Source organism: Shewanella atlantica (assembly GCF_003966265.1).
GTDB classification, from domain to species: Bacteria; Pseudomonadota; Gammaproteobacteria; order Enterobacterales; family Shewanellaceae; genus Shewanella; species Shewanella atlantica.
The window spans coordinates 763,192-774,831 of sequence record NZ_RXNV01000001.1; the positions used below are offsets into that span (position 1 = coordinate 763,192).

An 11,640-nucleotide genomic window follows, 5' to 3' on the forward strand; every position below is an offset into this window, starting at 1 on the left:
AGCTTGATTTATAAGCTCAGCTTCAAGAATAGTTCTTCAACCCTTTTACTTGTGATTTTAGCGCATCGAACGATGCGCCTTTTTTTTGCCGATTGATATTAATATTACCAATCGGTATACATCAAACCGGCGACCAAGCCATAGCAGAACAGAAGAATATAGCTTGTATGTAAAAACGAACCAAGTGGTGCGTTTTACGTGCTAAGCTTTCATCTTAATCACAGCCTCAGCGAAACTCTACGCGTATATTCGATCCTATGAACAAACTAAGCCGAAATGAAAGACTGACAGTCATCTTAAAACTGCTCAGCGAACATAAAACCTTATCAAATGCACAATTAGCCAAGCTGCTTCAGGTGACACCAAAGACCATTCGTTGTGATCTGGTACATCTGGAACAGGAAAAGCAAGTGATAAGGACTCATGGCGGTGTACAAGGTTCTGCTGAATTCGATGCAGATAAATATTGTTTGGATAGCTTAATGTCTCAGTTAACTGCCAGCAGCTCTTTATCAGGTCTTATGACCCAGAACCTCATAAACAATGGGGTCAACACGATGAAAAAAAAGATTTTTATACTCGGTTCCTTTAACGTCGACATCGTCGCCAAACTGGAGCGCTTCCCACAAGCCGGCGAAACGCTGCATTCACTGAGTAACAATATCGGCGCCGGTGGCAAGGGAGCAAACCAAGCCTATGCGGCGGCGAAAGCCGGAGCCAACGTCACCTTCATGACCAAGATAGGCAAAGATCAATTCAGCCACTTTGCCAAAGAACACCTCGCGGGCACGGGAATTGATAATACGATTATCGTGGAATCTGAGACCTCTCCAACGGGAAATGCGCTTATCTATGTCTGTGAGCAGACAGGCGAAAATATGATTGCAGTGCATTCGGGTGCCAACACCGAAATAAACCATGAGGAGATCCTGCAAGCCGAGCAACATATTGTCGGCGCAAATCTGTTTCTGACTCAACTCGAGAACAATATCGATGCCATCAGGCAATCCATGATGATAGCCCGTAACCATGGGGTTAAAGTCGTTCTTAATCCAGCGCCTTATCATGAGGAGACACCGGAGCTGTTAGAGTTCGTGGATGTTATCACGCCAAACGAGACCGAAGCCTCTTTAATGACAGGAATTGAGGTCACCGACCTCAACAGCGCCAAACTTGCGGCAGAGAAGATCAACCAGATGGGCGTCGAAACAGTCGTCATCACTCGAGGTTCTCAAGGCGTCCTTCTATATGAAAATGAACGCTTCATAGAGGTCGGGGCCATAAAATGTGCAGTCACCGATACCACTGGTGCAGGTGATGCCTTTAACGGCGCCCTGGTCGCCCGGCTCGTCAAGGGTGAAACCCTGCTCGATGCGGCACAATACGCCAACGCATACGCATCATTGGCCGTCGAACGCGAAGGTGCGGCCAATATGCCCGATGCAGCACTGGTTGCCTCACGGCTGTAAGCCAGCCAAAGTTGACAACAGGCAGTGTTATAGGTCTTAGCTATAACGCTGCCTTACTCTCACCAACGACTTGGCTACTTGTCCGATAACAAGTTTCAAATATCTTTTTAGTGGTTTCATTGGGCTGAATGCCTATTGGGTTAGCTTTCTGAAGCCTTTTACTTCAGATTTTTCTATAGCCTGCGGCTCGCTGAATGTGCAGATACTTCTTCGGCACGCTGCAAGTACTTCCTTGTAAGCTCGACGGTGGCATCCATGCCACCAACGTCCTCAGCCGTATCTACACTTGAGTATTTATCTCTTCGATTTTGGGTGGCGGGTGCTTTGTAACTCACTTGTGGACAGAAGTGAGTCAGCTCCAAAACTCTAACTCACGAGGTTTTGGTTAGGAAAAGTATGGTAATCAAATATGCGGTAACGCCTCAAACACCGGATTGGTGAAGCTGGCGGCTTTTTTGGAACAAAAAAGGTGACAGTTTTACCAAGTCCGCGTGCTTTGACTTGTTAAGCGCGCTCACTGAACAGCCACCTTGGATATTTTTGTTGGGCTCTTTCTAATGCCTCTTTTTCAGAAATGCCTATTTCATTGTCAGTGATTGGCACACCCAGTAACCAATTAATTACTTGCCCTGTAGATAGCTTAAGGCTAAATATCGAAGGAACATAAGCTATGTGACGGTATGTGCTCCTAGCATTATGTTTAACGACATCTTCGCATACTAGCGGCCACTCACTGCACTCACGGCCACCTAACCAATAAATAGAGCTTGCAACGGAGTTGGGTAACCATTGATTTGTGCCAACGGCCGCAAATTCAAAGTTACCAGATGGCAACCGAAGCCCCATATCGAATGCCCCTATGGTTGAAAAGAAGTCTTTTCCAAATTGACCTATAGGTATTGGCCTCGAATTATTGTTATCACGGTAGGCTGAAACAGAGGGGGCGCCCTCAGTATTCTCCCTCAAAAAGTTAGCTATTTCTTTATGGTGACTTGGTGGCACTCGAATTCCTTTTGCGCTTAACAGCGTATTAGCGTGAATTCCGATAAACCCTTTGTAACGAACGGTGTTGAACAACAAGGAGTACAATTAATTCACTATAATTTTAGTAAGTTACCATCAAGGCTATTGTCAAACAATGGGCTGAAGGAGGGGAAAACCGAGAATTTATATAATCGAGAAACACTTTGGGTCGTTATGTAAACCACAAAAAGAACAAATCAATTACTTTTCAACACTATAGGTTTGTTCGATTGGTAAAGCCGAGAATTTTTTATTTTACATAACGAGAAGCAAAATCTGTATATTGCTGGAATCAAATTATAACTGTACAACCATAGCTGTTCGTCGTTATTGGTGGAACCTCATTCGAAGAGATAAACAACCCAGTGTAGATACTGCAGCGAGCTTCGGTTTCAAGGATGAAACCGCAGAGCGGCCAGGGATGGCTTCACAGCGTCTCGCTGAAGTATCTGCACATGAGCGAGCCGCAGGCTATAAGTCCCTATTGAAGGTATGACCTTCAAATAAGTTACCAATACCATCTAAGCCAGAAGCTAAATCAGAAAATGTAATCAGCCTTCATTCGAAGGCTAGCAAACTTTGGGGCAAAACTGAGTTGCCCTAACCAACAGCTGGACAATACTTTCTTACCAACACAGTTGTGATACCACTTTGAGATACTCTGCGTAGGCCTACTCGGGGGATTTTTGCGCAAAGGTAACAAGAAATGTGCACTAGTGCTAAGTTACGAATGGGGTGATAAGTAGGTGATACCGCAAGTGATACAATGTTGTTTCAACAAACCTATACAATAAAGTTGAGAGACAACATGACCGAATTCGAAAAGATGCTTGCGGGCGAAGACTTTGACGGCGGCGCAGAAAGTATTAATCATATCCGTCAAAATGCTTCGAACTTATTGCTGGCCATTAACCAAAATACAGATAACTCTCAACGTAGTGAACTGTTTCAACAGCTAATGGGCAATATTTCAACTTCTAGTATCGTCCGCTCTCCATTTTATTGTGAGTTCGGCAAGACGATTTCGATCGGAGAAAAAACCTTCATCAACATGAATGTAACCATGTTAGATGGCGCTAAAATTACTATTGGCAATAACGTGTTGATTGGCCCGAACACGCAGCTTTACTGTGCTAGCCACGACTTGAACTATCTCAAACGTCGTAACTGGGCAACCATCTGCGATCCTATTACCATTGAGGATGATGTGTGGATTGGTGGCAATGTTGTGATCAACAAAGGTGTGACCATTGGTGCGCGCTCTGTGATTGCGGCTAACTCAGTAGTTAATACAGATGTGCCGCCTGATTCTCTGTTTGGTGGGACGCCTGCTAAGTTAATCAGGATGATTCATGAAAATGAGCAGGGTCATGAGAACGAATAGGCTATAAGGGAACGGAGTTTTCCAAAATCTTATGTAGCGCCTACAGCCACAACATTCAATGGGCAGAAGTGAGTTACTAAGCCTGCAATAAAAAAGGCGCAGTGTTTTCAACTGCGCCTCAGGTAAGCTTCGAGACTTATTACATCAACTTTTATTGCGTACCCTTAACTCATTTTGCGACCGTAATCTATGATGCTCTGACGATATATCTCAAGCAGCTCGGCATCTTTCACGGCAACCCCTACACGCTGTGGCGTATGCTTCTCCCATTCATCATGGAGATACGTACGGCCATCAAACTTCTGAATTGTCATGCCTTCTGCGGGTCCATCGGTCACCACGCGTACAGGCCCTTCCCTGAGGGTAAACAGCTCAGGATCAATCACATAGGCGATAGCCGAGGGATCGTGCACATGGCAGGCATCCAAGCCAACTTTCTCTTTATAAAATTTAAGATAAAAACGGCTGACATCCCAGATAAATTGTCCGACTTCACCGGCGTCATCACGAAGCTTGTCCAGGTAATCTCCGGTGAAGAAACTCTGTTCGGTGACATCCAATCCAATGATAACCACTGGCCAGGAAGCACTGAATACGATGTCGGCCGCATGGGGATCGTCATGAATATTAGCCTCAGCATAAGGAGTAACATTACCACGGTGATCGTTCACCCCGAATGCACCGCCCATGATGACCACTTCTTTGACCAGGTTAACAATCTCCGGCTCGGCCTGTAGAGCTAACGCCAAATTAGTCAAAGGACCGATGGCCACCAGCGTGATCTCTTTAGGCTCAGCTTTAACGGCATCGATAATATATTGATACGCAGGCCTGGCATCAGCCTCACCTTCGACCTCGGCGGGAACTTCAACATCACCGAAACCACTCTCTCCATGTACCACTACGGTTGGACCAACCGGCGGTCTGACTATAGGTTTACTCGCTCCCTGAGATACATCGGCCTCTAGCTGATATTTCTGCTTCAGATAAAGCGCATTATGGGTGGCTCCCTCTATGGTCACATTACCGTAAATAGTAGTGATCGCCTTTAATTCAATCTCAGGGTGTGCCTCTGCGAACAGGATCGCCATTACATCATCAATACCTGGATCTGTGTCTAATATGATTTTTTTTGCCATTGAATTTATCATCCTGTTATCTGGTATGCCGATATCTGCATGCTTCACTCTTGACTTCCCGGAGTAGGGATCAAGGAAGTTAAATAGTGCAATAATTTAAAGTTTAACAGCTTAACTAATATACGAGAAGACACGGGCGGTGAGTGTGATAGGTCATCAAACTTATAATACAAAGAGAACAAATCAGTTCGTTTAACTACAGCTTCCCTCATTGAAACGTCACAGATAAAAGACCGAAGCCCTTTGATCAAACCGTAAGTCCCTCCCTCTAACACTGAGGAGGTGAGCAAGACTTTAAGTCGCATATATGAACAAGATCTTTAGGTTCAGATCCGCCTCTGATTAAAAATTATGATTCAAACTAATTTTTGTTCAAAATTAATTTAGATCGAATTTATCAAGTTTGAACAATATTCAAGCATGCACTTTGTCCATTAAGAAACAAACACTTGCAATAGAAACCCTCCCACCACAAATCAACAAAATAAATCTGTGATGCAAGTCGCAATCTTGAATAAAGGTTGATAGTTACAACTCTAACCATTAGAGTTGTTATTAATTGAACGTTCAATTAACAAATAAACGAACAAAAATACTAATAATAGCACTCAGGATTTAGCCTTTTATGCCGCGCCCCCCAATGAAAGCCGTCAGACAACAGCAGCTAATCGATGCAACCTTGGTCTCTGTTGAACGTCATGGCCTGCATAATACAACGATCAATACCATTAGTGGCTTGGCAGGATTATCATCAGGGCTCATTAGTCATTATTTCGGTGGCAAACAAGGCTTAATTGAAGCGACACAGAAATACCTGCTAGACCAACTTAAACAAGCGTTATTAAGTCGTACAGCGGGAAAAAGCATGCTACCGCTTGAGAGATTACATGCCATTGTTGATGCCAATTTTACCGAGCTGCAACGTTCAACACCGGCAACAAAAACCTGGCTAAGCTTCTGGTCACAAGCCATGCATGAGCAGGGACTTGCCAGACTGCAACATATCAACAGTCAACGACTGTATAGCAACCTTTTGTTCTCATTTAAAAAGTTACTCCCCCAACCCCAAGCCATCACAGCTGCTAAACAGACAGCCGCAATGATCGATGGCTTTTGGCTGCGTAGTGCATTAAGTCCTGCACCAGAAAAAGAGTTCGAACAGGCCCAAATTTTATGTAAAGCCTTCATCGAGGCAGTGATCATGCAGTACGGAGAAAATCGATGTCGTTAGTTGTTTATCAAAATTATGTCCATGGACAGTATCTCTCCAATGACACAGGTGAAACCTTCGAAGTCATTAACCCGGCTACCGGAAAAGTCAGCTACTTAGTCGAGACCGCCGACGCGAGTATTCAGAAAGCGGCCATAGAAAGTGCCAAATCAGGTTTTGATATTTGGTCAAAAATGACCGCGACAGAACGTAGTCGTATCCTGTTAAAAGCCGTCGCACTCCTGCGAGAGCGCAACGACGAACTTGCGGCAATCGAAGTGCAAGACACAGGTAAGCCTTGGCAGGAAGCCTCCGTGGTAGATGTGGTTACCGGCGCTGATTCCATCGAATTTTTCGCAGGCCTTGCCCCGAGTATCGAAGGCAACCAGCAACAGGTTGGCGATGATTTCTATTATACCCGCCGTGAGCCATTAGGGATCTGTGCGGGAATTGGCGCATGGAACTACCCGCTGCAGATAGCCTGTTGGAAGTCGGCGCCTGCGCTGGCCTGCGGTAACGTGATGATCTTCAAACCATCAGAAGAGACGCCACTTGGTGCCATAAAACTGGCCGAGATTTTGACTCAGGCAGGCGTACCCGATGGCGTCTTTAATGTCGTCCAGGGAGATGGCCGTGTCGGTGCCTGGCTGACCACCCATGATGATATCGCTAAAGTCTCCTTCACCGGTGAAGTGGGTACAGGTAAGAAAGTGATGGCAGCAGCAGCTGGCTCACTGAAAGAGGTCACCATGGAGTTAGGCGGCAAGTCACCGCTGATTATCTTTAATGATGCCGATATAGACAATGCCGTATCTGCCGCCATGCTGGCTAACTTCTACACCCAGGGAGAAGTCTGCACCAATGGCACCCGCGTGTTCGTGCAACAAGATATCTATCCGCAGTTTATTGAAAAACTGCTAAAGCGCACCCGTGACAACATCGTCTGCGGCGATCCAATGGATGGCGAGACTAACTTCGGCGCGCTTATCTCAAAGACGCATCGAGACAAGGTGCTGAGTTACATTGAGATAGGTAAAAAAGAGGGCGCCGAGCTACTTGCCGGTGGAGATGCACTTAAGCCCGAAAACAGCCCCAATGGCTACTTTGTCGCTCCGACCATCTTTGGTAACTGCACGGATGAGATGACATTGAGCAAAGAGGAGATCTTTGGCCCCGTGATGTCACTGCTCCCCTTTAACGATGAAGAGGAAGTGATCCGTCGTGCTAACGATACCCGTTTAGGCTTGGCCGCAGGTGTATTTACCCAAGACATCACCCGAGCTCACCGCGTTATTCATCAGATGCAAGCTGGGATCTGCTGGATAAATGCCTATGGTGCCTCCCCAGCAGAGATGCCGGTTGGCGGCTACAAGATGTCAGGCATTGGCCGCGAGAACGGTAGCGAGACCCTAAAAGCATACACCCAAATCAAAGCCGTATACGTAGGTATGCAGCCTCTTGAAAGTCCGTTTTAAGGAGCTGACATGACCCAAACATCAAACACACAATACGACTATATTATCGTTGGCGCTGGCAGCGCAGGCTGCGTGTTAGCCAATCGTTTATCGGCTGACGCAAATAACAGCGTGTTACTGATTGAAACCGGCGGCAGTGACAGAAGCATCTTTATTCAGATGCCAACCGCGCTATCGATTCCCATGAATACCCCAAAGTATGCGTGGCAGTTTGAGACCGAAGCCGAGCCTCACCTGGACAATCGACGCATGCACTGCCCTCGCGGCAAGGTATTGGGCGGCTCCTCATCGATCAATGGCATGGTGTATGTACGTGGTCATGCCCGAGATTTCGATGAATGGCAGCAACATGGTGCCAAGAATTGGGATTACGCTCACTGTCTGCCCTATTTCAAGAAAGCGGAAAGCTGGGCGTTTGGTGAAGATGATTATCGCGGTGTTAATGGTCCACTGGCAGTCAACAACGGTAATGAGATGAAAAACCCACTGTACAAGGCGTTTGTCGCTGCTGGCGTAGATGCGGGTTACTTATCCACCGACGACTACAACGGCGCACAGCAAGAGGGCTTTGGTCCGATGCACATGACCATTAAAAATGGCGTGCGTTGGTCAACATCTAACGCCTACCTGAGGCCGGCAATGAAGCGTGAAAACCTCACTGTCATCACCCATGCCCAGGTACACAAGGTACTATTTGAAGATAAAAAAGCCGTTGGTGTTCGTTTCGAACGCAAGGGCAAGATGACAGATGTGCGTTGCAGTAATGAAGTGGTGTTATCTGCAGGCTCTATCGGTTCACCGCATATACTGCAGCTTTCAGGAATTGGCGCCGCAGAGACACTTTCCAAGGCTGGCATAGAGCAAGTACACGAACTACCGGGCGTGGGTGAAAACCTGCAGGATCATCTCGAGTTCTACTTTCAGTTCAAATGCCTTAAGCCTATCTCGCTGAACGGTAAATTGGATCCACTCAACAAGCTATTTATTGGTACCCGCTGGATCTTAGATAAGTCAGGGCTTGGCGCGACAAACCACTTCGAGTCTTGTGGCTTTATTCGCTCCAAAGCGGGTCTGGAGTGGCCGGATCTGCAATATCATTTCCTGCCTGCCGCCATGCGCTACGACGGAAAAGAGGCCTTCGCGGGTCACGGTTTCCAGGTTCATATCGGCCACAACAAGCCAAAGAGTCGTGGCAGTGTCAAAGTGGTTTCGAATGATCCTAAGGTGGCACCTAGCATCCAGTTTAACTATCTGTCTCACAAGGATGATATCGAAGGTTTCCGCGCCTGCGTTCGTTTAACTCGTGAGATCATCAATCAGCCAGCGCTTGATGAATACCGAGGTGAAGAGATACAGCCCGGGATTTCGGTTCAAACCGATGAAGAGATCGATGCCTTCGTCAGAAGTTCGGTCGAGAGCGCCTATCACCCCTCTTGTTCATGCAAGATGGGAGAAGATGAGATGGCAGTGGTGGACTCAGAAACCAGAGTGCATGGTATTGAAGGGCTTAGGGTGGTTGATTCCTCTATTTTCCCCACCATACCTAATGGCAACCTTAACTCGCCGACCATCATGCTGGCAGAGCGAGCGGCTGACATCATCTTAGGCAAGACGCCATTGCCAGCCAGTGGGGCGACGGTGACCTATGCCGAGCAATGGCAACAGAAACAGCGGTTACACGCCCCAAAAAGAGAACACGCTTGATCTGTTTTTAATAGATAGAACGGGTACCTAGGCTCAAGGCCAGCCTAAGTCAATAAGGCTAAATGGCCCTAATCGCCACGTTTAATTTATCAAACCTTAACTGTCGTTAAAGCGGCAATTAAGGCTTGAGGGATTTTTGCAGCCAATATTTGCTGCTCGCGGGCATAATAAGAACGAAAATAAGGAACTAAACCTATGTTTTACGGAGAGATTAAGTCAGGAGTTCAAATATGACCACTTGGCTTACAATAGGGATATTATTCACCTTCGCCGCCATCGCCTTTGTGCTCTATCGCTGGGGTAATGTGAAATGTATCGGTGTCACACCGGTTCGTACCTTTACCTTTATCGCAATACTATTTACCTCAGGTTTGGATGTGGGATTGATCATGTTCCCGCTAACTGAGTTCGGTGGCTACGCCGACTTAAGCACTAGCCCTGAGTATGGCTTTACCAATCCATTAGCAATTGAATTTGGTTTCTGGGCATTTCTGATCTGGGCATTTTACTTCTTAACCTGCTTCTACTTCTGTGTAGTCGAGCCAAGAGTAAAATTCTTCGAGATCCCATTGATTAAGTTCATTAATAACTTAGTGATTATCGGCACCTGTGCCTTTACCGCTTACCTCTTGCTAACCAACCTCCCCTGGTATCTGCCAGAGATGGGCGACGGCGAAACCATTGTCAGCAGTTTCTACCTGATAGTATTTGTCGCCATTGCAGCCGCCGTATACTCCAGTACCAGTATTCGTTACGTTCGCATCCTGAGCTTGGCAACTACCTGGTTGTTCATCGGCTTAATCGCATTAATGTGGGCAGGAGCATTTTTATCGGACGGTTCGGGAATAGGTGAGTTTGTGACTACCTTTGCCTTGATTGGCGATTACTTTGGCAACCTACACCACTTCGTACTGCCCATGAATGATTACCATGAATTCTACCTGTTCTGGTGGTTTGCATGGAGCATTATGATCGGACAGTTTACCGCACGTTTTGTCGGTGGCATGAGAACCTATCAGGTATTGATAGCCATGATGGTATTCCCATCTGTGCCAATCGCGGTCTGGTTTACCGTGCTCTATTACTACAGTGCCAACGAAATCGCCACCACTGGCTTCTATAATCTGGCCATGGTTCTGGTGGGTATCACCTTCGTAATTAACTCACTCGACTCCTTGATTCGTCTGTACACAGACAACCTCAACCTGACTGTTGAGCGTTTCGGCAAGACCAGGTACATCATTGGCAACATAGCCCTGATGAGCGGATTAACTTTGTTGTTTAAGCTGGATTTCTTACAAATTCAGTGGGTCGGCGCCTTGGCTATCAGCCTGATCTTAGCTTGCTTCGGTTATATCCTAGCGAAGAAATACCGCAAGGTGGCGGCCATCGAGCACTCACCGACAGAAAACAAAATTGATTTCAGTAAAATTGAATTAGCTAACTAAAAACAAAAGGGAAATGATGAATAACACAATGAAGCGACTGGCCATACTTGGATTGATAGCCTTGCCGACTACGACGATGGCCGGGGTTAGCTCAACCGTCACAGCTGTCTCCGATTATACCTTTAACGGTGTGAGCCAGACAGACAGCGGTCCGGCTCTGCAGGCCAGCCTGGATTACGCCGCTGATTCTGGTTGGTATGTCGGAACCTGGGCGTCAAACGTCGATTTTGGTTCGGGTGATGATACCTGGCTGGAGCTTGATTTTTACGGCGGTCACTTCCTCCAGCTTACGGAGCGTGTATCACTGGATGCAGGTATCGCCTATTACACCTACCATGGCGACTCGTTCTCGGATGAGTACCAATATCCGGAGCTGTATACCAAGTTTGGCTATTCATCGTCTGTCGGACAGAGTGAACTGAACTTCTGGTACACCTGGGATTACTTCGGTGTAGATGCGGGTCACTACATCATGATGGCTGCACACACCTTTAGCGTCGCCGAAGGTCATGATATTCGAGTGAGTTTCGATCGTTCGACATCGCTCGATGAGGATAAGTGGGCATGGGATGGCGATAAGGCCTATAACCATTTCCGTGCCGAGTATATGACAAGCTGGAAAGGCTTCGATTTTAATCTTGCCGTGGAAGATACCAGCATGGATACCGATGCCAGTGATACCCGAGCGGTATTATCTGTAGCGCGCACCTTTGCTTTTTAAGTCAGGCTTAATAAGCAGTTAAGTAAAACGGTATAACGCTCAGGCGTTATACCGTTTTTTATTTAAT

The 11,640-nt window shown here is 46.7% G+C and carries 10 protein-coding genes; 8 read left to right on the forward strand and 2 right to left on the reverse strand.

Annotated features, from left to right (window positions below; all coding sequences use genetic code 11):
- Positions 1–257: 257 nt before the first annotated feature.
- Positions 258–1,469 carry a PfkB family carbohydrate kinase gene (locus EKG39_RS03295; protein ID WP_126504171.1) on the forward strand — a complete coding sequence of 404 codons (1,212 nt, stop codon included), beginning with the start codon at positions 258–260 and terminating at the stop codon, positions 1,467–1,469.
- Positions 1,470–1,973: 504 nt separating this feature from the next.
- Here the strand turns inward: EKG39_RS03295 and EKG39_RS03300 are convergent.
- On the reverse strand, positions 1,974–2,471 hold the full coding sequence (locus tag EKG39_RS03300) for a hypothetical protein (protein ID WP_126504173.1): 498 nt from the start codon (positions 2,469–2,471) through the stop codon (positions 1,974–1,976).
- Between the two features lie 304 nt (positions 2,472–2,775).
- Here EKG39_RS03300 and EKG39_RS03305 point away from each other — a divergent pair, with 304 nt between their 5' ends.
- Both EKG39_RS03305 and EKG39_RS03310 read left to right on the forward strand, forming a co-directional pair.
- The gene (locus EKG39_RS03305; RefSeq protein WP_126504175.1) at positions 2,776–2,988 is read left to right on the forward strand and encodes a hypothetical protein; all 213 of its coding nucleotides are present in this window, start codon (positions 2,776–2,778) and stop codon (positions 2,986–2,988) included.
- A gap of 312 nt (positions 2,989–3,300) precedes the next feature.
- The gene (locus EKG39_RS03310) at positions 3,301–3,876 is read left to right on the forward strand and encodes a sugar O-acetyltransferase (RefSeq protein WP_126504177.1); all 576 of its coding nucleotides are present in this window, start codon (positions 3,301–3,303) and stop codon (positions 3,874–3,876) included.
- 164 nt (positions 3,877–4,040) lie between these two features.
- On the opposite strand, the gene EKG39_RS03315 is transcribed toward EKG39_RS03310, so the two are convergent.
- Positions 4,041–5,015: a nucleoside hydrolase gene (locus EKG39_RS03315; protein WP_126504179.1), complete on the reverse strand. Its 975-nt coding sequence runs from the start codon at positions 5,013–5,015 to the stop codon at positions 4,041–4,043.
- A 625-nt stretch (positions 5,016–5,640) separates the two neighbouring features.
- On the opposite strand from EKG39_RS03315, the gene betI reads away from it, so the two are divergent.
- From betI to EKG39_RS03340, 5 genes are all read left to right on the forward strand, one after another.
- Complete coding sequence (gene betI, locus EKG39_RS03320; protein ID WP_126504181.1) at positions 5,641–6,246, forward strand: transcriptional regulator BetI; 606 nt, start codon at positions 5,641–5,643, stop codon at positions 6,244–6,246.
- Complete coding sequence (betB, locus tag EKG39_RS03325; protein ID WP_126504183.1) at positions 6,237–7,700, forward strand: betaine-aldehyde dehydrogenase; 1,464 nt, start codon at positions 6,237–6,239, stop codon at positions 7,698–7,700. The genes betI and betB overlap by 10 nt, the downstream gene beginning before the upstream one ends.
- Before the next feature lie 9 nt (positions 7,701–7,709).
- Positions 7,710–9,404, forward strand: a complete 1,695-nt coding sequence (gene betA, locus EKG39_RS03330; protein ID WP_126504185.1) for a choline dehydrogenase — start codon at positions 7,710–7,712, stop codon at positions 9,402–9,404.
- A gap of 230 nt (positions 9,405–9,634) precedes the next feature.
- A complete protein-coding gene (locus EKG39_RS03335; protein WP_126504187.1) occupies positions 9,635–10,852 on the forward strand; it encodes a BCCT family transporter in 1,218 nt (405 codons plus the stop codon).
- A 16-nt stretch (positions 10,853–10,868) separates the two neighbouring features.
- Positions 10,869–11,573 (forward strand): TorF family putative porin, encoded by a 705-nt coding sequence (locus EKG39_RS03340; protein ID WP_126504189.1) that lies wholly within the window; start codon positions 10,869–10,871, stop codon positions 11,571–11,573.
- Positions 11,574–11,640 lie beyond the last annotated feature (67 nt).

What these genes read in the sequence shown, in the direction of transcription:
- EKG39_RS03295 (WP_126504171.1), top strand. Translation starts at nt 258, where the DNA reads ATGAACAAACTAAGCCGAAATGAAAGACTGACAGTCATCTTAAAACTG.
- EKG39_RS03310 (WP_126504177.1), top strand. Translation starts at nt 3,301, where the DNA reads ATGACCGAATTCGAAAAGATGCTTGCGGGCGAAGACTTTGACGGCGGC.
- EKG39_RS03315 (WP_126504179.1), bottom strand. Translation starts at nt 5,015, where the DNA reads ATGGCAAAAAAAATCATATTAGACACAGATCCAGGTATTGATGATGTA.
- betI (WP_126504181.1), top strand. Translation starts at nt 5,641, where the DNA reads ATGCCGCGCCCCCCAATGAAAGCCGTCAGACAACAGCAGCTAATCGAT.
- betB (WP_126504183.1), top strand. Translation starts at nt 6,237, where the DNA reads ATGTCGTTAGTTGTTTATCAAAATTATGTCCATGGACAGTATCTCTCC.
- betA (WP_126504185.1), top strand. Translation starts at nt 7,710, where the DNA reads ATGACCCAAACATCAAACACACAATACGACTATATTATCGTTGGCGCT.
- EKG39_RS03335 (WP_126504187.1), top strand. Translation starts at nt 9,635, where the DNA reads ATGACCACTTGGCTTACAATAGGGATATTATTCACCTTCGCCGCCATC.
- EKG39_RS03340 (WP_126504189.1), top strand. Translation starts at nt 10,869, where the DNA reads ATGAATAACACAATGAAGCGACTGGCCATACTTGGATTGATAGCCTTG.